Source organism: Lentzea sp. HUAS TT2 (assembly GCF_051853195.1).
GTDB lineage: Bacteria > Actinomycetota > Actinomycetes > Mycobacteriales > Pseudonocardiaceae > Lentzea.
Window position 1 is genome coordinate 1630064 of the sequence record NZ_CP196667.1, and the last position, 26321, is coordinate 1656384.

A 26321-nucleotide genomic window follows, 5' to 3' on the forward strand; every position below is an offset into this window, starting at 1 on the left:
GACCGAACGCTGCCAGTCCGCTGACGCCTACGCCCCGCCGATGATCTTCAGCATCTGCGAGATCTGGCCCTGCCGGGTGTTGACCACCCGTTCCGCGTAGGCCGTCGTCTCGGGGTTCATGCCTTCCTTCTTCTCGTCGAGCGCCATCTCCACGCCGGCACCCTGGTGCCCGGCCATCAGGTTGAGGAAGAGCTGGTCGAACTCGGCCCCGCTCTTGTCCTTGGTCTCGTTGATGACCTTGTCGTCGAGCAGCGGCTGACCGCCGTGGGCGGCGTGCAGGTTGGCGCCGTCACCCTCCGGCTTGCCCCAGAGCTTCAGCCACGACTTGAGCATCGTGAGCTCCTCACGCTGGGTCACGTCGATCGCGCCCGCGAGGTCCTTCGCCTCCTGCGTGGTCGCCTTCGCCAGGCCCACCTGCGAGAGGCTGATGCCGAGCTGCAGGTGGTCCACCATCATCTGCACGAACATCACGTCCGCGTCGTTGAACCTCGCACTGGCACCCGGAACGGGTGGTGCGGCGGAAGACGCGCCGTGCCCGTGGGCTCCTTGGCCCTCCGGCACGATCGCCTCTCCGCCGCACCCCGCCAGCGCCAGGACCGCGGCCGCGATCACCAGGCGCTTCATCAGGTCAGACCTTCTCCCACAGTGCCGCCACGTTCGGCGGTTCCCAGCCGGTCAGCGAGGTGTGCGCCTGACGGCAGCGATAGGTCGAGCCGCCGTAGGTGACGGTCTGACCGGTCGCGTACGACGTGTTCGGCGCCCACGTGCCACCGGCGGGCGGGGGCGTCGTGGTGCTGGTCGTCGTGGTGGGAGGAGGGGTCGTCGTCGTGGTGGTGGGCGGCGGGGTCGTGCCGCCACCGTTGATGTTGAGGTCGATGCACGAGTAGAACGCGTTCACCGTGTCGCCGATGTTCCAGATCGCGAAGAGCTTCTGGCGACCGGAGAACCCGCCGAGGTTGATCGTGTGCGTGGTCGGGTTGTTCGGCTGCTGGTTGTTGCCGGCGACGTAGCCGACGCGCGTGTTGCCGATGAAGTACTCGTAGTCGCGCGTCGCGTGCCGTGCGGTGAAGGTCCAGGTCAGCGACAGCGTCTGGCCGGTGTTGGTGACCTTCCAGGGAAGGCTGTCGTTGTCGAGCGGCGCGAAGGCGCCGTTGTCACCGCTGCAGTTCTTCTTGCCCTTGACGCCCTCGGCGCTCTGGGGTTCGTACTTCGCCTGACCGCAGAGGTCGACGGAGATGTCTCCCCTCGCGCACTGCGCCGAGCGGCTGGCGGGCGACGACACGTAGCCGTGCGCACTGGCCGAACCGACCGGTGTGATGAGCACGATGGCAGGGACAGCGGCGATCAGGAGCGCCGCTTTACGCATGATCTTCATTCGTCCGAACTCCTTGGATCGTTCCCAAACGGGTGGACCCGTAGGCAGGGGGCGGGAACCGGGAGCGCTCTGGATGTCGCTCACCGATCCAGTTTCGGTCTGTGGTCTAGACCATAAACCGGGGTTCAGAAAGTGGTCAAGTGACCACCGAACACGAACGAAAAATGATGCATACCAACAAGTCCACGCAACCCGGTGGTCTTATGACTCCGCCATTCGGGTCACTGGATCAGACCAGTCAGCGCACCGGGTACGAGTGGTCGCACAGTGGGTAACCCCGCGACATGCGCGAATTCGACGAGCCCAGCAGGGCGGCCGGCCCCGGCGTTGTCGCCGACGGACCCGCAGGTGCCCCAACGGTCCTCGTGATCGATCCAGCAGGAGAAGCCGTCCACAACGAGATCCCCGCGACCTGGCGACCGCTGACCGAACACCTGCGGATCGTGTGGCTGCGCGTTCCCGCCGCACCGGGCTGGAAGTCCACAGTGGACACCGTGCTGACCAGGCACAGGGACGACACCACGACCGTGCTCGACGTGGTCTCCAGCGGACCGATCGCGGCGGACGTCATCGAGCTCGTCGCGGCCCACTCGGACCTCGTCCGCTCGGTCCTGCTGGTCGATCCGGAGGTCGCGGTGGACGTGCCGTTCGCGCACGTCATCCACCACACGAACGACACACCGGCACCGCTCCCGCTGGGCCATCCCGATGTGGTCCAGGGCGTGCTGACGGCACTCGAACTGCACCGAACCACTTAGGTTGCGAAACTTTCTCTGAACCGGACACTTCGGCCACCCGTATCCCTCGTCAGGGAACCGCGAGACGGGAGGCTTCATGCGAGCGCGTCTGCTCATCATCGTGCTAGGGCTGGTTGCGCTGACGGGCTGTTCGTCGGTCGGCGGCAACAGCCCGAGTGAACCGGCGGCCAACGAGGCGGACGCGACGTTCTCGTTGCAGATGATCCCGCACCACCACCAGACGATCGAGATCGCCAAGGTCGCGATCACGAAGTCCAAGGACGAGTTCGTGATCAACGTGGCGGACAAGATCGCCAACGCCGAGGCCGGCGAGATCGAGCAGATGGCCACCTACCTGCGCAGCTGGAACATCGCGGTGCCCGGTAACGACGCCAACGCCACGCACAAGATGGCGGGCATGATGACCGCCAAGGACGTCGACGCGCTGAAGGCCGCCACCGGCAAGCAGTACGACGACCTCTTCCTCGCCACGCTCTCCCGCCACCTCCGCAGTGGCGTGGACATGGCGAAGAACGCCCAGGCCAAGGGCGAGCACATCGGCTCGAAGGCACTGGCCGGGAAGATCATCGTGTCGCAGACCGAGGTGCTGGACCAGATCGCCGCCAAGCAGAAGTCCTGACGCCCCACCAGGACCAGTACGCCAACCCACGTCCGCAGCCCTAAAAAGGCAGTGGGCGTGTCGGCGTGTCCGCACTACCCTCGCCCACCGTGTACCCACAGGTTGAGCCCTACGCCCAGGGCATGCTCGACGTCGGTGACGGCCAGCTGATCCACTGGGAGGCCAGTGGAAACCCCGACGGCAAACCCGCGTGCGTCTTCCACGGCGGCCCCGGATCCGGTTCCCATCCCCGCTGGCGCGAGGACTTCGACCCGGACCACTGGAACCTGGTCCTCTGGGACCAGCGCGGCTGCGGCAGGAGCACCCCGTCCGTCGCGGACCCGGCGACCGGCATGGAGCACAACACCACCCAGCACCTGATCGACGACGCCGAGAAGCTCCGCGACCACCTCGGTATCGACAGGTGGCTGCTGGCCGGTGGTTCCTGGGGGTCGACCCTCATCCTCGCCTACGCCATCCAGCATCCCGGCCGGGTGAGCGAGATCATCATCCCGGCGGTGACCACCTCACGTCCCGAAGAGCACGCGTGGATCACCCGCGGTCTCGGTCTGTTCTACCCGGACCACTTCGACGCGTTCCGCGACGGCGTGCCCGAGGAGGACCGCGACGGCAACCTGGCCCTGGCCTACAACAGGCTCCTCAACTCGCCGGACCCGGCGGTCAGGGAGAAGGCGGCCTGGGACTGGAGCAAGTGGGACCTGTCCACGATCACGGGCGGCGACAACGACTTCGAGGGCACGAGGTACGCCGACCCCGTCACGCGCTACCGCCTCGCGCGGACCGTGACCCACTACTGGGGCAACGAGGCGTTCCTGGAGCCGAACCACATCTTCGACAACCTGGACAGGCTCAAGGGCATCCCCGGTGTGCTCATCCACGGCCGCAACGACTTCGGCGGACCGCTGTACACCGCGTGGGAGGTCGCGAAGAGGTGGCCCGACGCCGAACTGGTCATCCTGAACGACGCCGGGCACGTCATCATGGAGGGCAACAGCATGGACAAGGCCATCACCGCCGCCATCCAGAAGTTCCGCTAGGGCGCGACGGGCCCGGACCGGTAGAGGTCCTCACCGGCCCAGCGGATCCGGTCGTGGAAGCCGAAACCAGGTGCCGCAACGAAGTTCGCCGCGTCGTCCACCGAACCCGAGCCGTCGTACCTGGCGCGCAACGGGTACGGGAACACCGGACGGGTGCGCACGACGTTGCCGTCCTGGTCACGGCCCTCGGCGATGATCCGCGACGGCGCCTGGCCTCCCTCGACCCACGACACGAGCGCGCGGAACGGGTCGAAGGTCGTCAGGGTGTCGCCGCCGTCGCAGTGCCACATCGACGGCACCACGAAAAGCCTTGCCCAGGAGGGGTTCTTGCCGCCGGTCAGGCGCTGCCAGTAGTCGAGCGTGCCCTCGAACGGGATGCCCTGGTCCCCCGCGCCGTGCCAGATGATCAGCTTGCCGCCGGCGCGCTGGAACGCGCGCAGGTCCAGCGACAGGGAGTTCGCCTTCACGGTCTCCGGCACCAGGCGCCGGAACTCACGGGTGGTGAACTCGAACGACTCCAGCGACGAGTGCGGCTTGCCGATCGGGTAGGCGAGGTGCTTCAGGCCGTTGTCCGCGAGCTCGGCGGCGACTCCCCTGCCCAGGCCGGGCGACGGGTTGAGCCAGAACGTCCACGAGATCTCCGAGCCGTACGGCTGCCCGCCGGGGTAGAGCCGCACGCCCTGGTCGGACGGGCCGGCGTAGAGGCGGCGGACACGGGCGATCTCGTCGTCGGTCAGCTGACCGGACAGCGTTCCCGGATCGAACTCGCAGAGCCTCGGATCGTCGATCTGCCCGTCCACCAGGCCGTCCAGCCCGTCGCAGGCCGCCATCACCGCGTCGTGCAGCACGAAGAGCTTGTCGTTCGGGATGGTGTTGCGCGCGATCCACGCCTGGTAGCCGATCAGCGCGGTGTAGTAGGCACCCGGCGCGGCCGCGATGATGCCGTCGAAGTCACGCGGGTAGCGCTGCGCCAGCAGCAGGCCCTCGCGGCCGCCGTTGGAACAGCCGCTGAAGTACGACCTCACCGGTGCCTTGCCGTAGAACACCGAGATGAGGTGCTTGGACACCTTCGACAACGCGTGGGGCGCGCGGTAGAAGTAGTCGTCGCGGGCCTTCTTGTCGTTGACGGCCCAGGTCGTGTCGAACGGGTTCTCCAGCGAGACCTGGTGTCCGTCGTCGGTGGCCGCCACCGCGGCGTCACCGAAAGCGGGACCGCAGCCGGTCGGAAAGGCCGGATCGCCGATGATTCCACAGAATCCGCCACAGCCGTACTGGAGATAACGGCCCTGGAAGCCGCGGGTCGGCAGCTTCAGCTGGAAGCCGATGTTCGGTTCGATCGTGCCGCGGACGTCGCAGAACTCCTTGGCGCCACTGACAACCTCAGCCGATGCGACCCGTGTGCGGGCATCCGGCACGTTGAACGACCGCACCAGATCCGCACACGAACGCACTGGCCGGAAAGCGGAATCGGCGGCAGCAGGAGCGACCCCCGCCGCCACCATCCCCACAACTGTGAGAGATACCAACAACTTGCGGTGCATATAGCGTCCTTCCCCCTGTAGTCGGACGTACAGGGGGAGTCTTCCAGCTATCCGACGTGCACGCGTGGCCGCTGAGTCGGATCGGACTCGGCCGAGCGGATGATCTCGCGTACGACCGGAGGCGTATCACCGCGGCCGAGGATCAGGTAGCGGAAGAGGTGCCCCAGCGGGTTCCCCTCCGACCACTCGAAGTGCGCGTGCGGGATCACCCCGGTCGAGTCGCGCAACGCCAGCAGGATCGCCGCGATCGCGTTCGGCGCGGCGGGGGCGGAGGCCCGCAGGACGCGGTGACCGTCGACCTCGACGCCGGTCACGCACAGCACGTTGCTGAACGCCGACGGGTCGACGATGTCGATCTCCAGGAAGATGACGTCCGCGCTGCCCGGCACCGGGTTGATGCCGCGCTGCTCGGACTCCTTCTCGTCGTACTCCGCCTTGTCACCGGCCTGGCGGCGGTTCGCGATCAGCGTGATGCGCCCGTCGTTCTCGATGGTGTCGGTGACGAACCTCCGCGCATCCTCGTCGAACTGGATCTTGTCGACGCGCAGCTCCGTCGTGCGGGAGATCCGCGACACCAGCGAGATCACCACGATGCCGATGATGAAGCCGAACGAGATGGTGATGCCGTCCGGCTTCTCGATCACGTTCTCCACCAGCGCGTACAGCAGCACCAGCGTCAGCACGGTGAAGCCGATGCCCGCGCCCCGCTGCCTCTTGCGCCACGCGGACACCGTCACCGCGAACGAGCCGGACACCATCATCGCCAGGATCCCGGTCGCGTAGGCGCCGGCCTGCGCGTTCACGTCGGCCTTGAAGATGATCGTGATGATGATGCAGATGACCGTGTAGACGATCACGACGGGACGGACGGCGCGGCCCCATTCCGGTGCCATGCCGTAGGACGGCAGATAACGCGGCACGATGTTGATCAGACCGGCCATCGCCGACGCACCGGCGAACCACAGGATCAGGATGCTGCTGATGTCGTAGACCGTGCCGAACGCCTCGCCGAGCAGCTCGTGCGCGAGATAGGCCAGCGCACGGCCGTTCGCGGGCCCGCCGGCCGCGAACTTCTCCTGCGGCACCAGCACGGTGGTGATGAACGACGTCGCGACCAGGTACACCGACATGATCAGCGCGGCGGTCGTCAGCAGCTTGCGGGTGTTGCGCACCCGGCTCTCGAGGCGTTCCTCCGGCGTCTTCCCGTCGGCGGCGACCAGCGGCATCATGCTCACGCCGGTCTCGAAGCCGGACAGGCCGAGCACCAGCAGCGGGAACGCCAGGATCGCCGGCCCGATCACGCCGAAGACCCCGTCCCCGTGCGCGCCCAGAGCGGAGATCCAGCGATCAAGAGCGTCCGGCGTCGCGAAGACGTCCACGAGGCCCACCACGGCCACCACGGCGTTCAGGGCGAGGAACACCGCCACCAACGGGATCGCGACGCCCACGGCCTCGCTGAAGCCCATCAGGAACACGCCGCCGAGGATCAGCAGCAGCACGATCGTCAGCCAGAGCTCGGCGCCGTGCAGCGACTCCGGCACGTACGGGTTCTCCAGCGCGTGCACCGAGGCGTCGGCCGCGGACAGCGTGATCGTGATGATCCACGACGTCGCCACGAACCCCAGCAGCACCAGCACGAAGATCTTGCCGCGCCAGAACGGCAGCAGGTCCTCCAGCATCGCCACGGACCCCTGGCCGTTCGGGCTCTCCCGCGCCACCCGCCGGTACATCGGCAGCATGCCGAGCAGCGTCAGCGCCACGATGAGCAGCGTCGCCAGCGGGGACAACGCACCGGCGGCCAGAGCGGCGATGCCGGGCAGGTACGACAGGGTGGAGAAGTAGTCGACGCCGGTGAGCGTCATGACCTTCCACCACGGGTGCGGCTTGGCGTGCGACTCGTGGGTCTCCGGACCGGACGGCGCCACGCGGTCCGCGAGCAACCACCTGCCCAGTGGCCCGCCGGGTGGGGCCTGTCGCTCCGGGCTCGGGACCTCGGCGGGGATGGCGAACTCCGTGCTCATGGCGCGAAGCATGCCATTGTCAGATGATCAAGGCCTGAACTCGGCCGGAAAACCCGCCTCCTGAACGGACAATCCGGACGGACGCAACATTCCGATGCTGCCCTGGGTGTGCAGGTCCAGGAACATGTCCACTACGTCCGGATCGAACTGTTCGCCCCGGCCTGCCCAGAGTTCCCGCCTCGCACGGTTCTCGTCCAGCGCGGTCTGATGTGGACGGTTCGACCGCATCGCGGCCCACGCCACGCACACGGACAGGATCCTCGCCTCCGCACGGATGTCCGCGCCGCGCAGCCCGTCCGGGTACCCGGCGCCGTCGTAGCGTTCGTGCTGCTGCCGGATCACGTGCGCCACGCCCGCGAACCCCGGCACCATCCGCGCGAGCCGGTAGCCGAAGTCGGGGTGCTGGCGCAGCAGCCGCCATTCCTCTTCGGACAGTGCGCCTGGTTTGGTCAGCACGACCTCGGGGATGATGACCTTGCCGATGTCGTGCAGGCGGCCGGCGAGCTGCGCGACCCTGGTCGTCGGCGCGTCCAGTCCGAACTCCCCCGCGGCCACACCGGCCCAGCGCGACACCGAACGGCTGTGGTCGTAGCGGTGCAGCCAGCCGTCCACCCGGTCCGCGACCTGGCAGAGGAACTCCGCCATCGCGCCGTCGGTGTCCGGGTCGACCGCGGGCAACGGCTCGGGGCCGACCGCGATCCTGTTGCGCCCCGCCGCTTTCGCCGCGTACAACGCGCGGTCCGCGATCACCACGATGTCGTCGGGACCGTCCCCATGGGTCGGGAAGCTCGCCGAGCCGACCGACACCGTCACGGACAACGGGATGTCGTCGTTGCCCGCGTTGACCGGGATGGGCTTCTCCGCGACGCGTTCGCGCAGCCGGTTCGCGATCACCGACAACCGGCCGGGACCGGCCTCCGGGACGAGCAGGGCGAACTCCTCGCCACCGTAACGAGCGAGGACTTCACCGGATCGGGACGCCGCGCGCAGCCGTGCCGCGACCTCCATCAGCACGTCGTCGCCCGCAGGGTGGCCGTAGTTGTCGTTGATGGACTTGAAGCGGTCGACGTCGATGATGAACACCGCGACCGACCCGTCGTTGCGCCGGGCGCGGGAGATCTCCAACGGCAGCTGGGCTTCGAAGAACCGGCGTGTGTGCAGGCCGGTGAGGCTGTCGGTGATCGCGAGCTTGCGCTGGTCCGCGACGAGGCCCGCGAGCCTGGCGATGATCAGCAGCGACAGCAGCGCGCTGCCCGCGGCGATCACCAGCACGTCCTGCGACGACTGGCCGACGTCGTGCACCAGCATCAGCACCGGCGCGGCGAGGGCAGCGGAGCACAGCGCGATGATCCGGCCGCGGCTCAGGCCGACGTCCTTGACGTGCGCGCGGTCGACGAGCCGCGCCATCGTCGGGTGCAGCGCCGCCGCGCCCATGCACAGGTTCGCCGACAGCCAGATGGCGTCGAGGAAGTTGCCCGCGTGGTAGCTGCCGTCGAGGCGCTGCAGCACGTAGATCGTGTCCGCCGTCAGGATGCCCAGCAGGTTGCACGTCAGCAGGACGAACGCGCGCGGCCTCGGTCCTGCCCCGAAGATCAGCCGCAGCGCCACCACGAACAGCGCCAGGTCCATCATCGGGTAGCCGAGCGACGCCATCTTCACCAGGACCGGTGAGGTGAGGCGCGCCTGCGGGCCGATCACGTAGAGCCAGGACGCCATGCCGGCGACGACCGCGAGCACCGCGGCGTCGAGCAGGCTCGGCAGGTCGAGACCGGGAGTCCGGCGGCGGATCAGCAGGATCACACCGGCGACCATCAACGGGTAATGACCCAGGTAGAAGATGTCCGCGTAGGACGGGTAAACCGTGTACTCGAAGATGTAGTGAGATGCGTAGAACGTCAGGTCGGCGATCGCGTAAACGACCTGGCTGAGTGCGAGGAACACCCACGGCCGCCGCCATTGGGGGCGGTTGTGCTTGACACCCGCGAATGTCGCGATCGCGGCCGACGCGCTGATCGTGCAGTAGAGCACCACCCGTACCGTTTGACCCGTTGTCCCCGCGGGACTCACCGGAATCAGGTAGTAGACGCCCAGCAGCAGGTGACCCGCCACCAGGTACATCCACCACGCCCCGGTGTGGCCGGTACGGAAGATGGTCACACGAGACCCCTCGTTCTACGACTTTGGTCGAGCCAGGTGATGATGCCCGACTTGGGATGATCGCGGCACCGTCGTTACTCCAATGAGGTGACCCACCAATACGGACGCTACCGCAAATCCCCGTTCTGTTTTCCGTCACTGCGACGGCGTTGATCTCGGGTGTCGCGGATCCGCGCCCGCTGGTGCTCCCCGATCGATTTTCGCACGACTTTTACCTGCTCGACGGTGATTCGCACACCTTGTACCACTGATATTTCCGACCCGTTGGTCGGTAAACGGGTCGGACAAGACCTTCGTCGTTGACCGTTGCTCGTACAGGCGTCGCGGATGAGGTGAGAGCGACGATCAACGGACTATCGTGAGGCCGTGGACGGCGTTCGGTTCGGGGTGCTTGGGCCGCTGCTCGTCACGCACGAGGGGCGGGACGTCCGCATTCCCGCAGGCCAGCCGCAACAGGTCCTGGTGCTGTTGCTCCTGCACTCCGGTCAGACCGTCAGCGTGGATCACCTGATGTCGATCCTGTGGGACGGCGACCCGCCCGCGAGCGCGCGCAAAGCCGTTCAGGTGCACGTCTCCCAGCTCAGAAGAGCACTGAAAGACCTTCCGGGCGTGTCGCTGGAGTGGTCGCGGCAGGGCTATCGGCTCGACATCCCCGACCGCTCGCTCGACCTCCAGCTCTTCCGCGACGCGCAGGACCCGGACGAGGCGCTGGCGCACTGGCGCGGGCCCGCGCTGGCCGAGCTGACCACGAACACGCAGCTCGCGAACCAGCTGGAGGAGGAACGCCTCGGGGCGACCGAGCGCAGGGCCGACAAGGCGATCAAGGACGGCCGGCACCACGAGATCATCGGCGAGCTGACCGGGTACGTCGCGGAGCACCCGACCAGGGAACGGCTGCGCGGCGCCCTGATGGTGGCCCTGCACCGCAGCGGGCGGCAGGCGGACGCGCTCAGGACGTACGACGAGGGCAGGCGGCGGCTGGCGGAGGAGCTCGGCCTCGATCCCGGCCAGGAGCTCAAGGACCTGCACGCCGCGATCCTGCAGGGCGACATCCCCGCCGTGCCGCGCGAACTTCCCGCCAGACCCGACCCGTTCGTGGGCCGCCGGGCGGAGATCGAGCTGATCACGGGTGCCGCCGACGCGGTGATCGCCGTGCACGGGCCTGGCGGGCAGGGCAAGAGCGCGCTCGCCACGGCTGCCGCGCACGCGATGGCGGAACGTTTCCCGGACGGACAGCTGTACGTGGACCTGCACGGCGCCACGCCGGGTCGTGCGCCGCTCTCCCCCGCCGAGGTGATCAGGCGGTTCCTGCGCGCCCTGGGCACACCCCCGCTGGCCGTCCCGACGGACACCTCCGAGGCCGCGGCGCTGTACCGGTCGACGCTGGCCAGGCGGAAGGTGCTGGTGCTGCTCGACAACGCGGTGGACGCGGCCCAGGTCGGCCCGCTGCTGCCCGGCGAACCGGGTTCCGCGGTGCTGATCACCAGCCGCCGGATGCTCGCCACGCTGAGCGCCCGGCACGTGCGCCTCGACCCGTTGCCCGAGGCCGACGCGTTGCGGTTGCTGGGCGACGACGGCCCCGCGGCGAAGCAGGTCGTCCGTGCCTGCGACTACCTGCCGCTGGCGCTCACGATCGCGGCCGCGCGCCTGCGGTCACGGCCGGACTGGACGACGGAGGCGCTGGCGAGGCGGCTCGCGGACCAGCGACACCGGCTGGACGAGCTGCACTTCGACGACCTCGGTGTCAGGTCGAGCTTCCAGATGGGCTTCGAGGGCCTCAACGCCGTCTCCACCAGGGCGTTCGTCCTGTTGTGCTGTCTCAACGTGCCTGCCGTCGGCGAGGCGGCCGTGCGGGCGTTGCTCGGCCAGGACGACGTGGACCGCGCGCTGGACCCGTTGGTGGACGCGAAGCTCGTGGAGCCGTGCGGGCCGGATCGCTACCGGGTGCACGACCTGCTGCGGTTGTTCGGCGCCGAGCACGAGAACGACGAGAAGCAGGACGCGCTCGCCCGTGCGCTCACGTACTACCGCTCGACGCTCGCCGCGGCCTTGCAGAAGCTGCGGCCGCACGCGTACGGGGCGCTGACGTACTCCGCCGCCGAGGGCGTCGACGAACCGTTGCGGTGGCTGACGGACGAGGCCGAGAACCTGCTGGCGGCAGCGCGTTCCACGGTGACCTCGGCGGTGCTGGCCGAGCACGGGCTGGCGATCGCGCACATGCTCTACCCGCACCTGTTCAAACAGGACAGGGTCGCGGAGCTGATCGAGCTGGGGCAGATCGCGGACCAGGCGGCCCGCACGGTCGGCACGTCGGCCGCGCTGCAGACGGCGCTTCTGGTGCGCTCGGCCGCGAACCGCAGGATCGGCTCGTTCGAGACCGCCCGCGCGCAGCTGGAAGAGGTGTTGCAGGCACGCGCCGACGACCCGTTCGGGCAGGGCCGCGCGCTCACCGGGATCGGCACGATCCAGCGCGAGCTGGGCGAGCTGGAGCAGGCCGAGGCGACCCTCGCCCAGGCGATCAAGCTCACCGAGGAGTACGGACCGGCTGGCGCGCAACGGGTTCCGCTGTCGGCGCTGGCCCAGGTGCACCAGGTGGCCGGACGGTACGAGCAGGCGCTCGAGGCGGCGTCTCAGAGTCTCGCGCACGCCCGTGAGCATGCGGACGAGGCCGGCACGGCCTATGCGCTGGCCTCGCAGGGTCAGGCGTTGTTCAAGCTCGGGCAGCTGGACGAGGCCGAGGCCGCGTTGAGCGAGTGCATCGAGCTGTGCAGGGTGACGGGCGAGCACAACGACGAGTGGCAGGCGTTGCTGTGCCGCGCGGAGGTGCTGCTGGCCGCGGGGAGGCCCGGACCGGCCACAAAGGACGCCGAGCGCTGCCTGGAGATCACGAGTGCTCGCGGGGACCGTTACGGCGAGGGCGTCGCGCGGCTGGTGCTCGCCAAGGCAGGGCTGGAAAAGCACGCGGACCGGGCGGCCGAACTGCTCGGCACACCCGGTCTGCGTCGGGACAACCTGTTGGACAGCCTGATCAGCTAGCCGGTCAGTCGCCGTAGGGGTTCTGCATCGAGACGTGCACGTGGTCGTAGTGACCACGCCGACGGCTCGCGGGGCCGGCCACGAAGGTCAATCTTCTCAACACCGTGAGCCCTTCTGCCATGAGGAGCCCGGAGAGAATCAGCCGCAGTGCTCGAAACCGCTGGTGTAGGTGGAAGAACCGACCATGCCGCCCCACTTGACGCACTTGCCGGGAGCCTTCTTCTTGACGGGACCGGCGTAGTAGCCGTACTCGTCGCGGTCGGTCGTGCGGGCATCTCCCTGGACCTCGAGGAACGCGCCGACGTCCGACGCGGTGCCGATCTTGGTGGTCTTGATCGCGACCACGCAGTTGTAACCGTTGGAGGCGTTGTACAGCAGGGAGACGCGGGCGCCCGTGACGTTCGCGCCGTCGATGACCTTGTAGCCGTCGCCGCAGGCCTCTTCGGGGGTGTACGGGTTGGTGGTGCCACCGCCGCCGCACTTGTTGTTCGACTTGTAGTTCTTGGTGCCGTAGTAGAGAATCGTCGTCCCGGACAGCTTGATCTTCTGCGGCGTGCCGTTCAGCAGCTGCTCGAAGTGCAGGTGCGCACCGGTCGAGCCGCCGGTGTTGCCGACGTTGCCGATGGTCTGGCCCTGCGAGACGTTCTGGCCGACCGACACCCGCTGCGCGGAGAGGTGGGCGTAGCGCGTGGTCCAGCCGCTGCCGTGGTCGATCTCGATCCAGCGACCGTAGCTCGTGCTGCCCTCGTTGCGGACCTTGCTGACCGTGCCGGACGCGGACGCCACGACCGCGTCACCCTCGTCCGCGCTGCGGTTCAGGTCGAGCGCCAGCTGCGGGCTGTGGTTGGTCCTGGTCTGTCCCGACCACGTCTGTCCACACGGGAACGGCAGCTCGAAGTTGGTGGCCGCACTGGCCTGCGGGCCACCGAGCACCAGCACGCCCAACCCGATCGCGAGGCCCGCGACCCCTGAGATGATCCTCTTGACGTTCATGACTTCCCCTCGTTCACCCGAACATTCGATGGACCTTGGATTACGATGTGACAGGGCACTTAAGATCGGCCTAAGAAGGTTCTGCGCATGATCAGCAGCGCTGGTCCGTCGCCGCGGCACCCTCACCGCCGGACCAGCTGAGCTCGCCGTAGCCCTTGGTGCACTGGGTCAGCGTGTTGGCACCGGAGGACCAGGCCTCCTTCTGGTGGTTTCCGCCGCACTTGAAGTCGGCGAGGCCGGAGCTCGTGGAGACACCGGAGCAGGCCCACCAGTTGCCGCTGTGCGAGTTGCGGAAGCCCTCCCACACGTAGGTGTAGGCCCAGTTCTTGTTGCAACCCTTGAACTGCTTCACCGACGCGATCGTCGTGCCGCCCGACTTGATGTACGCGGTGCTGCCGATCTGCGTCACCTGGCCGCAGTTCGGGTTCGTCTCGGCGTTCGCCGGCGACGCGATCCCGAGCAACGCACCCATGACGAGCGCCGCGGTGCCCACGGTGCTGGCGATCCTGATGAACATGCTTCTCCCTCGATCTTTCCCATGTGGAAGGTCAGTCGGTGATGTAGCCGGTCACGGCGCGCCCCCTCAGCAAGCGCTCGACGCGAGACGGGCGGTGCGGTGCACGCCGTTCGAGTCGGCGTAGAGCACCCCGCCGCGGGCGCAGCCGGGCGCGTGGACCATGTTTCCCCAGTGGTTGCCGGGCGTTCCCGCCGCGACGAAGCCGACGTGGTCGCTGCCGGACCACACCGTGATGCGCAGAGCCGAGTCGCCGCCCGAGTAGTTCGAGACCCGCACCCAGTTCGTCCTGCAACCGGGCGACCAGCGCAACTCAGCCGTGCCGCCCGTGTACATCGGTGCGGTGTCAGCGGTGGTGGAACCACTGCTGCATCCGGCGGAGACCGGGTCCTTGTCGTTGCATCCGCGCCCGCTGCAGGACGCCGCCTGCGCGTCCGGCGCCATGAGGAGCGTGAACGCCGCGGCGGCGATCAGGGCTGTCGACTTCATGGCGCTGACACTGCTCATCGGCGCTCACAGCGATCTGACAGCTACACCCCGTCAGATGTCAGCGAGGTGTCAGAAGGGCACGTCAGCGAGCGGTGCGCGATCGGTCAGCGGCGGTCGCCATCGTGGCGCCATGACGTGGTTGCGCAAGCCCTGGGTGGGACCGTTGGCGTTCGTGGTGGTGGCGTTCGTGGCGTTCTCGCTGCCGCCGTACCTCACAGGTGATCGTCTGCAGGCACGCGTGCAGTCGGACTGGGGACCGCACTACCCCCTGCTCGTGATGCACGTCGTCTGCGCGTCGATCGCGATCCTCACGTGCGTGGTGCAGATCTGGCCGTGGTTCCGCGCCCGTTTCCCCACGTGGCACCGCCGAGTCGGCCGTGTGTACGTGTTCGCCGGCGTACTGCCCGCCGGACTGTCCGGCCTGGTCGTCGGCTACATGACGCCGTTCGGTCCGGTGGCTCAGGTCAGCAACGTGCTGCTGGCGGTGATGTGGCTGACGTTCACGTGGCTGGCGTGGCGCGCGGCCCGGCAGCGCCAGTTCCGCGACCACCGCAAGTGGATGATCCGCAGCTTCGCCCTGACCGTCTCGATCATCACGAACCGGATCTGGGGCGTGGCCGCGTTTCTCGTGTTCGCCGACCGCGTGCCGGAGTCGGAGCTGCCGCACACGATCGCCGGGATATCGACGTGGGCCGGGTGGACTGTGCCACTGCTGCTGTCGCAGTGGTGGTTGGAGCGCAAGCCTCGGCGGAAGGCGCCGGTGCAGGAGCGCGAGGCCGTCAGCGTGTGAGCCACTCCTGGTGGAAGTCGTGCAGGACCGCCACCGCGTCGTCGGGGAGGATGTAGCTCGCGGTGAACTCGCCGCCGAGCTCGACCTCTCCGACCTCCGCGTCGTCGATCTCGAGACTGCAGGTGCTCCACCGGCACCGCAGGTAGAAGCTCTCGCCGCTGGGCAGGTGCCCCTCCAGTTCGACGGGCGCGGCCAGGCAGCCCGTGTCCACGTCCCACCCCTGCCTGCGCAGTTCGGGCAGCACTCGCTGCCACCCGGCCTGGCTGCGCTGCCGCCAGTCCTCGAAATGCGGGCTCACGGCTTTGCCACGATGCTCGCGGTGGTGTTCAGGTCCGTCCCCCATGCGACCCAACATAGGTGGGCTGACAAGGGGTTATACGGCGACTACGGTCAGTCCGCATGAGGCTACTGCTCGCTGTCCTGATGATGGTCGTCCTCGCCCCGGTCGCATCCGCCGCACCGGCCACGCCCACGGCGCGCTGCGAGTTCATCCCGACGCCGGAGAACCCCGCCGCCCGCCCGGTCCAGCCGCCCAAGGCCGTCGTACCCGCCCGCGGCACAGTCAAGGTCACCATCGTGACGAACTACGGCGTGGTCATCGCGGACCTCGACCGCGCCAACGCCCCGTGCGGCGTGGAGAACTTCGCCCACCTGGCGCGGAGCTGGTTCTACACGATGTCGCAGTGCTGGCGGCTGACGGACACCTCGCGCCTGGGCGTGCTGCAGTGCGGCGACATCTACCGCGCCGAGGAGGGCGGGCCCGGTTACCGGTTCGCCGACGAGGTGACCGGCAAGGAGACCTATCCGCGCGGCACGATCGCGTACGGGAACCAGGGGCCGGGCACGAACGGCAGCGAGTTCTTCATCGTGCACTCGTTCGCCAACATCGCGCCGAACTACACCGTGATGGGCCACGTCACCTATGGCATGGACACGCTCGACCGGATCGTGAAGGCCGGGATCGTGCCGCAGCCGGACGGTCTGCTCGACGGCCTGCCGAAGAAGCCGGTGAGGATCCTGCACGTGCTCGCCCACTAGTTGCTCATTTTCCGAGTAGTCGCCGTTTCGTTGAAACGGCGACTACTTTGCGTTTGGCGCCGGAATAGCGCCACGAGAGCACGTCGTGTTGACATGTGACCAACAGGCGAAAATCCGGTACGCGATCTCCATCACATCGCCTACCTGCGAATATTAGCCCATAAGAACCACGTGAATTAAGGAGGATTTGATTCTCGTTGTGATCCCGCTCGCCCCCAGGAATCAATTCCGCAGCTCCCGCGCTTCCGTCACCTGAATGGCGGCTGTACCAGCCAGTAGCCTGAATTCCGGTTATTAAGAGGAGGCACCAGGAGTGGCACCCGAGTTCGAGCCGGCTCGACTCGACGACGTCGACGATCTGCTCAGGCTCTACCGGCGGGCTCACGGCGCGAACTACCCCATCGCGATGGGCACCGACCCCGACGTCATGGCGGCCGAGATCGAGGCCGCGCACACCACGTGGCTCGTGTGGCGGCGCGACGGCCAGGTCGTCGCCTCGATCACCGGGCACGTCGAGAGCGCGGACCGTCTCGGCAAGATCGCCGGGCTGGTCGTGGACCCTGCCGCACAGGGCGGCGGCATCGCGCACCACGCCGTCGGGCAGATCACCGACCGCATGCTCGCGAGCGGTGAGGTCGACTCGGTCTACGGCACCGCACGCACGATCCACCTCGCGCCACAGAGAGTGTGTCTGCGCAACGGGTTCCGTCCGCTCGGGCTCGTGCCGAACCTCTTCAAGCACGCCAAGCGCGAGACGATGACGTTGCTGGCCAGGCACCGCGACGGCGTGCTGGAGCAGCGGGCCGAGGTGCACAAGGTGCCCAAGAGCCTCGAAAAGCTCGTCAGGGCCACGCAGATGCCCACGCTGCCGGAGTTCGTCGAGGACAACGGCGTCACCGCCGCCGAGCAGTCACGGCTGGAGGTCGTCGAGGCACCGCAGTTCGTGCAGCGGCACTTCGAGCGCACGATCAACGACCCGGCACGGCGGTTCTACCCGTTGCACAAACCGAACGTGCTGCTGGCCGACGAACGCGGCGAGTACGAGATCTACGGACACCTCAACCGTCACGACGGCTACTGCACGATCTTCGGCGCCACGCCGAGCCCCCAAGCGCTGCTCCCGCACCTCGGTGGCGTGATCGACACGCTGGCCGGCCTCGGTGCGCCGCACGTCGAGACGCTGGTGCCGCTGCACGAGTTCGACGAGCTGAGTGCGTTGCTGGCCTTCGGTTTCCTGCCGGTGGCGCTGTACCCCGCGATGCGCAAGGACGGCGACGTCTACCACGACTACGTGGTCATGGTGCACACACCGCAGCCGCCGGACTTCCGCGGGCTCGCGATCGACGAGGCGTTCCGGCCCTTCACCGAGCAGTACATCGAGCTGTGGACGCAGAAGTTCCTCAACACCAACGGAGTCTTTCGAGCATGAACCCGCACCTCGGACCGGCAACGGTGCCGGATCCCTCGCTCGGTGCCGTCCAGGCGCTGTGCGACATCGCGGCGCCGTACGACCACAGCGACACGGACCTGTTCCTGGAAGCCATGAACGAGTCGAACCGCTGGCACGCGCAGCGCAACGAGTTCTTCCGCAGCCTGTGGGACGGCAAGCCGATCAAGGACATCACCGAGCAGCCGTTCGTGCACGCCAACTTCTTCAAGATGCACGAGGTGCTCTCGGTGCCGCGCGACGAGGTCGTCGTGCACGCCACGTCGTCCGGCACGACCGGGCAGAAGTCGCAGATGTTCTGGGACGCCTGGACTCTCCGGGCGGGCCAGCGGATGGTCGCGCGGATCTACGACCACAACGGGTTCATCGACGACGAACCGGTGCACTACCTGATCAACCTCAATCAGCCGACGCCGAACGTGAAGCTGGGCAGCTCGTTCACCGGGCAGTTCATGACCGACTTCGCACCTGTGGAGTCCGTCGACTACGGGCTCGCGCACACCGGCACCGGGCACGAGTTCGACGCGTTCGGCAGCATCCGCGCGCTGCAACGGTTCGCGGACAGCGGCCGGCCGGTGCGGATCTTCGGGTTCCCGGCGTTCCTGAGCTTCACCATCGACCGCATGCGCGCCATGGGCGTGGAACCGTTGCGGCTCGACGAACGCTCGATGGTCTGGTTCGGCGGTGGCTGGAAGGGCAACGCGGACAAGCAGATCTCCAAGTCCGAGCTGCGCGCGAAGGTCACGGACATGCTCGGCATCCAGGACGCGCGGATCCGCGACAGCTACGGCTCCGTCGAGCACTCGGTGCCGTACGTCGAGTGCGCGCACCACAACCTGCACGTGCCGACCTGGTCACGTGCGATCGTCCGGGACGTCCGGACGCTGGAACCGTTGCCGTACGGCGAGTCCGGCTACATCCAGTTCGTGTCCCCGTACATCACCTCGGCGCCCGCGCAGAGCGTGCTGATGGGTGACCTGGCCGCACTGCACGCTCCTGAGGAGTGCGGTTGCGGCAACGAGACCCCGTGGTTCGAGATCCTCGGCCGCGCCGGCGTCTCCCGCAACCGATCCTGCGCGATCGCCGCAGCAGAACTCTTGAAGGGCAAGGCATGAGGCACCTCTGGCAGGGCGTGTGGGTCGACGACGACGCTGTCGCGTTGCGGCTCGACACGCTGGACGACCTCACCCAGCAGGTCATCACCGGACCACGCCTGAACCCGCTCGTCGTGCTCGCGGCCGCCGAGAAGCTGGACCTGGAACAGCACCGCGCGTCGCTGGTCTCGTGGGGCCTCGACGAGGTGGAGATCGACGAGACGCTGGAAGCGCTGCGGAACGCGCTGAGCCGACCTTCTCTGGAACGCAAGCTCAAGCGCGAGCTCGGCAACCTCGACCCGGCGCGGATGGTCCGCTTCGACTTCCGCACGCCCGTCTACGAGGCCTGGGTGCCGCTCGGCCTGCTCGCCCACGTGACGGCGGGCAACGCGCCGGTGGCGGGCGTGCTGAGCGCCGTCGAGGGCCTGCTCTCCGGCAACCTCAACGTCATCAAGGTCGCCTCGGACGACTCGGGGTTCACCGCCGAGGTACTCGCCTCGCTGGCCGCGCACGACCAGACCGGCCAGATCGCCGCACGGCTCGTCGTGCTGCACTTCTCCTCCTCGCGCACCGACTGGATGTCGCGCGTGCTCGGCGCCGCCGACGCCGTCGCGGTGTGGGGCGGCGAAGAGGCGATCAACGGCGTCACCGAGCTGGTCCGGCCCGGCACGCGGGTGATCGACTGGGGTCCGAAGCTGTCGTTCGCCTACCTGACCCGCGAATCGTGGTCCGATGTGGACACCCTGCACGCGCTGGCGGCGGACGTCTGCCAGCTCGAGCAGCAGGCGTGCTCCAGCCCGCAGGTGATCTACCTCGACACCGAGGACCCCGCGCAGGTCTTCGCGTTCGCCGAGCGGTTCGCGTCCGTGCTGGAGCTGACCGGCCCGCCGACCCGTGAGCCGTCGCAGGCCGAGTGGGCGGAGATCACGAACACCGTCGTCGTCACTCAGCTCGAAGAGCACCTCCGGCTCACGAAGGTCCACACCGGCGAGCACTGGCGCGTGCTGGCGGACGTCCGTTCCGCGCTGCGCACCTCGCCCCTGTACCGGACGGTGTGGGTGAAGCCGTTGCCGCGCAAGCAGATCACCTCCGTGCTGCGGCCGATGCGGCGCTACCTGCAGACCGTCGGGCTCGCGGCGGACCGGCCCGACACCGCTGCCCTGGCGCGTTCGTTCGTGTCGGTCGGCGTGCAGCGGATCACGACGCCGGGCTCGATGCTCGGCGGCTACAGCGGTGAGCCGCACGACGGCGTCTACGCGTTGCAGCGCTACAGCAACCGGGTGTCCGTGCAGCTCGACGAGAGGTTCGCCGCGGACGCCTCGCTCGACGACCTGGCCGAGTCCCGCCAGCTGCCGGTTCCCGCGGTCCCCGTGACCTTGAAGTCGGACTTCGAGACGCTGCAGGACCGTCCGGCCGACGTGTACTTCCGCAGCGGCGGCAGCTCCGGCGCGCCCAAGCTGTCCGCGTACACCTGGGCGGACTGGGACGAGCAGATGTGGGTCGGCGCCGAGGCGTTGCTCGCCACCGGGCTCGACCCGCGCCAGGACCGGATCATGAACCTGTTCTTCAACGGGCACATGTACGCGAGCTTCGTCAGCTTCTTCTCCGCGCTGGAGCGGATGAACGCCGTGCAGTTCCCGATGGGCGGCGAGTGGGGCCAGCTCGACGCGATCGCGCAGGCCATTGTGGACAACCGCGTCGACACGCTGCTGACCGCGCCGTCGTTCGTGCAGCGGCTCTTCGCCGAGCACGGTGAGCAGCTCAAGGAGTACGGCGGGATCCGCAAGATCTTCTACGCGGGCGAGCACTTCGGCGCGCAGGCCATCGCGCGACTGCGGGACGAGTTCGGCGTCGAGGTGATCCGTTCGGCGGCCTACGCGACGGTCGACGCGGGCCCGGTCGGCTACCAGTGCCAGGCCTCGACCGGCAAGGTGCACCACCTGTTCACCGGCCTGCACACGCTGGAGATCCTCGATCCCGAGTCCGACCGGCACGTCCCGTCCGGCGAGCCCGGCAGGCTCGTCTTCACCACGCACACCCGCCGTGGCCAGCGGCTGGAGCGCTACGAGATCGGCGACCTGGGCCGCTGGGTCCCCGGCGACTGCCCGTGCGGCCGCCAGACGCCGCGGTTCGAACTGCTGGGGCGCACCGGAGACGTGTTCAGGGCCGCCGCGCAGACGTTGAACTACCGCCGGTTCTTCACGATCCTGGAGGAAGAGTACAGCTACGCCGGCGCGTTGCAGATCGAGCTGAACGAGGACGCCGGCGGCGAGGAACTGGTCGTGCGGATGGAACGCGATCGCGCGCCCGAGCCCGCCGCCACCCAGATCGCGTTGCTGTCGAAGTACGCCGAGGTCGCCGAGGCGGTCGAGCAGGACTCGTTGCTGAGGGTGCGGGTGGAGAACGTCCCGCTGGCGGGCTTCCTGCGGACGAAGAGCAGCGGCAAGTTGATCGCGGTCGTCGACCGGCGCAGCAGCAGGAGTGTGTGACCGATGTCCGCGTTGGATCTGATCTGCTACGCCCGCACGCACTCCCCGTTCTACAAGGAACTGTACGACGGCTACGACTCCTCGACGCCGTTGTCCGGGCTGCCGGTGATCGACCAGGCCGCGTTCTGGGCCGCGAACACCATCCGCGACAACCAGGTGCTGACCCGCGTGCACACCGACGGCCTGATCTTCAAGACCGGCGGCACCACTAAGGCACCACGCGTCTCCTTCTACACCAACGACGAGTGGGACGCGATGTGCCGCGCGTACGCGGATACCCTTCCCGCGGCAGGATTGCGGCACGGGGACCGCATCGCGAACCTCTTCGCGGCCGGTGAGCTGTACTCCAGCTTCATCTTCGCGCTGAACTCCCTGCAGCGGTCGCCGATCGACCTCGTGCAGCTGCCGATCACCGGCAGCGCACCGGTCGAGTTCACGCTGACCACGATGCAGGACTTCGACGCCACCGTCGTGGCGGGCTTCCCGACCACCCTGTGCCGGCTGGCCTCCCACGTCGTGGCTTCGGTCGGTTCACTGCCCTTGGTGCGGCTGATCCTGTTCAGCGGCGAGGCCCTGTACGACGACCAGCGCGCGTTGCTGTCACAGGCCTTTCCTGGCGCCGAGTTCCGGTCGTTCGTCTACGGCAGCGTGGACGGCGGGATCATCGGCACGGCGGTGCTCGGCTCGGACGACCCGCGCGTGTTCCGCTCCTTTGTGGACAGCTCGGTGCTGGAGATCGTCGACGCCGAGACCGGCAGGCTCATCACCGATCCCGGCCGCCCCGGCCGGTTGCTGCAGACCGATCTCACCCGGCGCCTCCAGCCGATGATCCGCTACCCGGTCGGCGACCTCGCCGAGTGGGTGGACGCCGAGGACGGCATCTTCCGCCTGCTCGGCCGTGCCGACGAGGGCGCGCGGGTCGGCCCCGTGACGTTGCACCTCGACCACCTGCGGGCTGCTGTGGACCGTGCCGGTGTGGTGCACAACGGCGTGCAGGTCGTAATTCGGCGGGTGGACGCGCGGGACCAGCTGGTGCTGAGGATCGCCGGGGAGCCGCAGGACATCTCCGCGCTGCGTGACGAGGTGCACGTGATCAGCCCGCGGTTCGAGCTGCAGGTCGGGCGTGGTGTGGTCGCACCGCTGGCGGTGGAGTGGGTCCCGGCGTTGGAGGCGAACCCCCGCACGGGCAAGACCGTGCGGCTCGTCGACGAACGCCCCGTCTAGGGTGTTGCGGTGCGAAAGATCCTGGTCATCGGTATCGGCGCTGGCAACCCCGACCACCTGACGGTGCAGGCCGTGAAGGCGCTGCAGACGGTCGACGTGTACTTCGTGCTGGACAAGGGTTCCGTGAAGCAGGAGCTCGTCGACCTGCGCGCGTCGATCCTGGCCGAGCACGTCACCAGGCCGTACCGCTGGGTCGAGGGCCGCGATCCCGACCGCGACCGGAACCCCGCCGACTACGCCGCGACGATCGACGCCTGGCGCCGCGACCGCGCCGACGTCGTGCTGGGGCTGCTCTCCGAGTTGGGCGACGACGAGGTCGGGGCGTTCCTGGTGTGGGGCGACCCGTCCCTGTACGACTCGACGCTGGCGATCCTCGACGATCTGCTGGCCCGCGGCGAGTCGTTCGAGGTCGAGGTGATCCCCGGCGTGACGTCGGTGGCAGCGCTGACGGCGGGCCACCGGGTGTCGCTGAACCAGGTTGGCAAGCCGGTGCAGATCACGACCGGCCGCCGGCTCGCCGCGGGATGGCCCGCCGACGTGGACGACGTGGCCGTGATGCTGGACGCGTCGTACTCGTTCGAGGGCGTGGACCCGGACACGTGGATCTACTGGGGCGCCTACCTCGGGATGCCGGACGAGATCCTGGTGTCGGGTCGGGTCGGGGACGTGGCGGCGGAGATCCGTTCGGTGCGGTCCGCGGCCCGCGAGCGCAAGGGCTGGATCATGGACACCTACCTGCTGCGCCGGCCCTGATCCTCATCGAGCAGGAACGGCAGCGTGCAGAACCGGCGGCCTCGGGTGACTTCGGTGACCTCGTGCAGCAAGCACACCAGTGCCGTGTACCTCTGGTCTGTGCGCATGAAACCGCTGTCAGTGCCGCCGGTCCGCTCGTAGTACCTCGTGAGCTCGTCGCAGAGCTCCGGCTCCAGCACGCGCGGAACCGTCAGGGACCGGCTCGCCCAGCGCGATGACCGTGACGCCTTCCGGCGGGTCGCACGGCTGCTGGACGATCCAGACCAGGTTTCCTTGCTGTCACAGGTGTTCGTCCAGCTCGTCTACAAAGGACACCACAACCGGCGGTCCGGCGGCATCGGGACGTCGTTGCCGTCCTGGACTACTCGGCGATCAGCCGCCGCACGGAGCGTTCGACCAGTTCACGGGTCGCGTTCGGGGTGCTGAACGGCAGGATCGACATGTGCACGACCAGGTCGAGCAGGTCCGTGGCGTTGAACGCCGCCGTGATCCTGCCCTCCATCTGCGCCCGCGCGATGGCCTCGATCTTGTGCCGGTGGGACTCGACCTCGGCCTTCGGCAGGTCGCTGAAGCCGTTCTCCAGGCGGTGGTACGCCGCGAGCCTGAGCAACTGGGGCCGTTCCCGGTAGGAGTCGAACAGCCGGCCCGCGTAACCGGGCAGGTCCTCCGGCGTGATCGGGACCTCCTGGATCATGCGGTCGATCTGGATCTTCAGCAGCTCGTCGAACAGGCCCTCCTTGCTGCCGAAGTAGGCGTAGATCATCGCCTTGTTGCAGCCGGCCTTCGCCGCGATGCGGTCGACCCGCGCCCCGGCGATCCCGTACTGCGAGAACTCCTCCAGCGCCGCGTCCAGCAACTTGGCCTTGGTCGCTTCCTTGTCCCTCACCACTCCTCCATCCTAACCAACCGGTTGGTCATATCAACTAACCAGTTAGTTGACAGACCGCCCCGGACGTGGTTGCCTAGTTCTAGCAACCAAACAGTTAGTTAGTCCAGCCAACCGGTTAGTCAGGAGAGCGTCATGAAGGTCGCACTGGTCACGGGAGCGTCGTCGGGCATCGGCGAGTCCACCGCTGTTGAGCTGCACAAAGCCGGTTACACGGTGTACGCGGCGGCACGGAGGGTGCAGCGGATGGAGGGGCTCGCCGCGCAGGGCATCCGAGTGCTGGAGATGGACGTGACCAACGACGGGTCGATGATCGACGGCGTCAAGAAGATCATCGCCGAGGCCGGCCGGATCGACGTGCTGGTGAACAACGCCGGCTACGGGTCGTACGGCGCGGTCGAGGACGTGCCGCTGGACGAGGCGCGGTACCAGTTCGAGGTCAACGTGTTCGGGCTCGCGCGGCTGGTGCAGCTGGTGTCGCCGCACATGCGGGAGGCCGGGCGCGGGCGGATCGTCAACGTCTCGTCGATCGGCGGGCGGATCTACGAGCCGCTCGGTGCCTGGTACCACTCGACGAAGTTCGCGGTGGAGGGGTTGAGCGACTCGCTGCGGCTCGAGCTGAAGCCGTTCGGGATCGACGTCGTGGTGATCCAGCCCGGCGGGATCAAGACCGAGTGGGGCGGGATCGCGGTCGAGAACCTCAAGAAGACGTCCGGCGGCGGCGCCTACGCGGGGCAGGTCAAGCAGCTGGCCGGGTTCTTCTCCCAGATGGACCGCGGCAGTGAGCCGAAGGTCATCGCGGACGTCATCGTGAAGGCGGCGCAGGCCCGCAGGCCGCGCACGAGGTACGCGGCGGGGTTCGGGGCGCGGCCGATCCTGTTCGCGCGCAGGGTGCTGTCCGACCGGGCGTTCGACGCGATGTTCCTCGGGGCGATGCGCCGGTTCGCCTAACCCGTGTTCCTCCTGTCTGACCAGGTACCTTCGGTTCAGAACCACTGAGGGGAGTCGTGTGCACGAGGGGCTGTCGCCGGAGGCCGAGAAGCTGTACCTGGCGATGCTGCGCGGAGACGACGACGCGGCACCCGATGCGGCGCGCGAGGAGCTCGAACGACTCGGGCTGATCAGGAACAACGACGTGCGCCCGCCGCGGTCCGCGCTGGCCGCGATCGCGTCGAGTCACGAGGCCGCGGCCGTCAGGGCCAGGGAGACCGCCGAGGTCCTGGCCGCCGCCTACGCCGAGCACGGCGCCAAGGAGGTCGACTTCGTCGAGGTCCTCACGGAGGCGGACGAGGTGATCAGCGCGTTCGAGGAGATGCAGAGCCAGGCCAAGTCGGAGATCAGGGCGCTCGATCCCGGTTCGTACCTGAGCCCGCAGCCGGAGGCGAGTCCCGCACAGCCTCCGGCACTGGCCCGCGGCATCGGCTACCGGGTCGTGTACGAGTCGGCGTTGCTGCAGACCGAACGCGGGTTCGCGTCGGTGCAGGAGAGCATCGCGGTGGGCGAGCAGGCGCGGACGTTCCCCGGGGTGCCGCTCAAGCTCGTGATCGCCGACTCGGACCGGGCGTTGATCGCGGTGCCGACGGTCAAGGGCGGGAACGTCGTAGCCCTTCTCATTCACCCGTCCGTGCTACTGAGCGCGTTGATCGAGTTGTTCGAGGCGTTCTGGCGGATGTCGGTGTCCATCACCCCAGGCGGACAGGAGGACACCCAGGAAGAGCCGACCACCGCCACCCGGAGGTTGATGGCGCTGCTCAGCGCTGGCCTGACGGACGAGTCGATCGCACGCGAGCTCGGCGTCAGCGAACGCACGGTGCACCGCAGGGTGAGCCGGTTGCAGCAGTTGCTGGGTGCGCAGACCCGGTTCCAGCTCGGCGTGCAGGCGTCACGACGGGGTTGGCTTTAGTCACCCGAGGTAATCGAGACGCTGATCTTCATCACTCAGCGAACACGATTGGTGACGGTTTCCAGACATGGCGACTTTCTGCCATCACCCAGGAGTGTTAAACGCGTGGGTTTCCCCTTCTCCTCTGTTGCAAGCGCGGCCTCACCCGGCCGTGCGG

General features: G+C 68.1%; 24 protein-coding genes. 13 read left to right on the top strand and 11 right to left on the bottom strand.

The window, feature by feature from the left end; translation table 11 throughout:
• Window positions 1-27 precede the first annotated feature (27 nt).
• The gene (locus ACSHWB_RS08030) at window positions 28-624 is read right to left on the bottom strand and encodes a DUF305 domain-containing protein (RefSeq protein ID WP_439661445.1); all 597 of its coding nucleotides are present in this window, start codon (window positions 622-624) and stop codon (window positions 28-30) included.
• Window positions 625-628: 4 nt separating this feature from the next.
• Window positions 629-1375, bottom strand: a complete 747-nt coding sequence (locus tag ACSHWB_RS08035) for a lytic polysaccharide monooxygenase (RefSeq protein ID WP_439661446.1) — start codon at window positions 1373-1375, stop codon at window positions 629-631.
• Window positions 1376-1659: 284 nt separating this feature from the next.
• Between ACSHWB_RS08035 and ACSHWB_RS08040 the strand changes: the two genes are divergently transcribed.
• The 3 genes from ACSHWB_RS08040 to pip all read left to right on the top strand — a co-directional run bounded on the left by ACSHWB_RS08040 (window position 1660) and on the right by pip (window position 3789).
• Window positions 1660-2133: a hypothetical protein gene (locus ACSHWB_RS08040; protein ID WP_439661447.1), complete on the top strand. Its 474-nt coding sequence runs from the start codon at window positions 1660-1662 to the stop codon at window positions 2131-2133.
• A gap of 76 nt (window positions 2134-2209) precedes the next feature.
• Complete coding sequence (locus ACSHWB_RS08045) at window positions 2210-2752, top strand: DUF305 domain-containing protein (protein ID WP_439661448.1); 543 nt, start codon at window positions 2210-2212, stop codon at window positions 2750-2752.
• An 89-nt stretch (window positions 2753-2841) separates the two neighbouring features.
• Window positions 2842-3789: a prolyl aminopeptidase gene (gene pip, locus ACSHWB_RS08050; RefSeq protein WP_439661449.1), complete on the top strand. Its 948-nt coding sequence runs from the start codon at window positions 2842-2844 to the stop codon at window positions 3787-3789.
• Here the strand turns inward: pip and ACSHWB_RS08055 are convergent.
• The 3 genes from ACSHWB_RS08055 to ACSHWB_RS08065 all read right to left on the bottom strand — a co-directional run bounded on the left by ACSHWB_RS08055 (window position 3786) and on the right by ACSHWB_RS08065 (window position 9508).
• Complete coding sequence (locus ACSHWB_RS08055; protein ID WP_439661450.1) at window positions 3786-5291, bottom strand: tannase/feruloyl esterase family alpha/beta hydrolase; 1506 nt, start codon at window positions 5289-5291, stop codon at window positions 3786-3788. The two genes, pip and ACSHWB_RS08055, sit on opposite strands and share 4 nt — an antisense overlap.
• Window positions 5292-5377: 86 nt before the next feature.
• A complete protein-coding gene (locus tag ACSHWB_RS08060; protein WP_439661451.1) occupies window positions 5378-7351 on the bottom strand; it encodes an amino acid transporter in 1974 nt (657 codons plus the stop codon).
• Between the two features lie 27 nt (window positions 7352-7378).
• A complete protein-coding gene (locus tag ACSHWB_RS08065) occupies window positions 7379-9508 on the bottom strand; it encodes a bifunctional diguanylate cyclase/phosphohydrolase (protein WP_439661452.1) in 2130 nt (709 codons plus the stop codon).
• Between the two features lie 366 nt (window positions 9509-9874).
• Between ACSHWB_RS08065 and ACSHWB_RS08070 the strand changes: the two genes are divergently transcribed.
• Window positions 9875-12544: a BTAD domain-containing putative transcriptional regulator gene (locus ACSHWB_RS08070; RefSeq protein ID WP_439661453.1), complete on the top strand. Its 2670-nt coding sequence runs from the start codon at window positions 9875-9877 to the stop codon at window positions 12542-12544.
• A 138-nt stretch (window positions 12545-12682) separates the two neighbouring features.
• On the opposite strand, the gene ACSHWB_RS08075 is transcribed toward ACSHWB_RS08070, so the two are convergent.
• From ACSHWB_RS08075 to ACSHWB_RS08085, 3 genes are all read right to left on the bottom strand, one after another.
• Window positions 12683-13537 (bottom strand): M23 family metallopeptidase, encoded by an 855-nt coding sequence (locus tag ACSHWB_RS08075; RefSeq protein ID WP_439661454.1) that lies wholly within the window; start codon window positions 13535-13537, stop codon window positions 12683-12685.
• 91 nt (window positions 13538-13628) lie between these two features.
• The gene (locus ACSHWB_RS08080; protein WP_439661455.1) at window positions 13629-14054 is read right to left on the bottom strand and encodes a hypothetical protein; all 426 of its coding nucleotides are present in this window, start codon (window positions 14052-14054) and stop codon (window positions 13629-13631) included.
• 66 nt (window positions 14055-14120) lie between these two features.
• On the bottom strand, window positions 14121-14540 hold the full coding sequence (locus ACSHWB_RS08085; RefSeq protein WP_439661456.1) for a DUF2690 domain-containing protein: 420 nt from the start codon (window positions 14538-14540) through the stop codon (window positions 14121-14123).
• Between the two features lie 130 nt (window positions 14541-14670).
• Between ACSHWB_RS08085 and ACSHWB_RS08090 the strand changes: the two genes are divergently transcribed.
• Window positions 14671-15330: a DUF2306 domain-containing protein gene (locus tag ACSHWB_RS08090; RefSeq protein WP_439661457.1), complete on the top strand. Its 660-nt coding sequence runs from the start codon at window positions 14671-14673 to the stop codon at window positions 15328-15330.
• Here ACSHWB_RS08090 and ACSHWB_RS08095 read toward each other — a convergent pair.
• The gene (locus tag ACSHWB_RS08095; protein ID WP_439661458.1) at window positions 15320-15673 is read right to left on the bottom strand and encodes a hypothetical protein; all 354 of its coding nucleotides are present in this window, start codon (window positions 15671-15673) and stop codon (window positions 15320-15322) included. The genes ACSHWB_RS08090 and ACSHWB_RS08095 overlap by 11 nt on opposite strands.
• Window positions 15674-15729: 56 nt before the next feature.
• On the opposite strand from ACSHWB_RS08095, the gene ACSHWB_RS08100 reads away from it, so the two are divergent.
• The 6 genes from ACSHWB_RS08100 to cobF all read left to right on the top strand — a co-directional run bounded on the left by ACSHWB_RS08100 (window position 15730) and on the right by cobF (window position 23375).
• Complete coding sequence (locus ACSHWB_RS08100) at window positions 15730-16368, top strand: peptidylprolyl isomerase (RefSeq protein WP_439661459.1); 639 nt, start codon at window positions 15730-15732, stop codon at window positions 16366-16368.
• A 313-nt stretch (window positions 16369-16681) separates the two neighbouring features.
• On the top strand, window positions 16682-17797 hold the full coding sequence (locus ACSHWB_RS08105; RefSeq protein WP_439661460.1) for a GNAT family N-acetyltransferase: 1116 nt from the start codon (window positions 16682-16684) through the stop codon (window positions 17795-17797).
• Window positions 17794-18930 (top strand): LuxE/PaaK family acyltransferase, encoded by a 1137-nt coding sequence (locus ACSHWB_RS08110; protein WP_439661461.1) that lies wholly within the window; start codon window positions 17794-17796, stop codon window positions 18928-18930. Before ACSHWB_RS08105 ends, ACSHWB_RS08110 begins: the two co-directional genes overlap by 4 nt.
• Entirely contained in the window at window positions 18927-21398 is a 2472-nt protein-coding gene (locus tag ACSHWB_RS08115; RefSeq protein WP_439661462.1) for an acyl-CoA reductase, read from the top strand. The genes ACSHWB_RS08110 and ACSHWB_RS08115 overlap by 4 nt, the downstream gene beginning before the upstream one ends.
• 3 nt (window positions 21399-21401) lie before the next feature.
• Window positions 21402-22622: a phenylacetate--CoA ligase family protein gene (locus ACSHWB_RS08120; protein WP_439661463.1), complete on the top strand. Its 1221-nt coding sequence runs from the start codon at window positions 21402-21404 to the stop codon at window positions 22620-22622.
• A gap of 9 nt (window positions 22623-22631) precedes the next feature.
• Window positions 22632-23375, top strand: a complete 744-nt coding sequence (cobF, locus tag ACSHWB_RS08125; RefSeq protein ID WP_439661464.1) for a precorrin-6A synthase (deacetylating) — start codon at window positions 22632-22634, stop codon at window positions 23373-23375.
• Here cobF and ACSHWB_RS08130 read toward each other — a convergent pair.
• On the bottom strand, window positions 23354-23554 hold the full coding sequence (locus ACSHWB_RS08130; protein ID WP_439661465.1) for a hypothetical protein: 201 nt from the start codon (window positions 23552-23554) through the stop codon (window positions 23354-23356). The genes cobF and ACSHWB_RS08130 overlap by 22 nt on opposite strands.
• Before the next feature lie 182 nt (window positions 23555-23736).
• Window positions 23737-24261: a TetR family transcriptional regulator gene (locus tag ACSHWB_RS08135; protein ID WP_439661466.1), complete on the bottom strand. Its 525-nt coding sequence runs from the start codon at window positions 24259-24261 to the stop codon at window positions 23737-23739.
• Window positions 24262-24396: 135 nt separating this feature from the next.
• Here ACSHWB_RS08135 and ACSHWB_RS08140 point away from each other — a divergent pair, with 135 nt between their 5' ends.
• Together ACSHWB_RS08140 and ACSHWB_RS08145 are read left to right on the top strand one after the other, a co-directional pair.
• The gene (locus tag ACSHWB_RS08140; RefSeq protein WP_439661467.1) at window positions 24397-25212 is read left to right on the top strand and encodes an oxidoreductase; all 816 of its coding nucleotides are present in this window, start codon (window positions 24397-24399) and stop codon (window positions 25210-25212) included.
• 58 nt (window positions 25213-25270) lie between these two features.
• Window positions 25271-26164 (top strand): helix-turn-helix transcriptional regulator, encoded by an 894-nt coding sequence (locus ACSHWB_RS08145; RefSeq protein ID WP_439661468.1) that lies wholly within the window; start codon window positions 25271-25273, stop codon window positions 26162-26164.
• The last annotated feature ends 157 nt before the right edge of the window (window positions 26165-26321 follow it).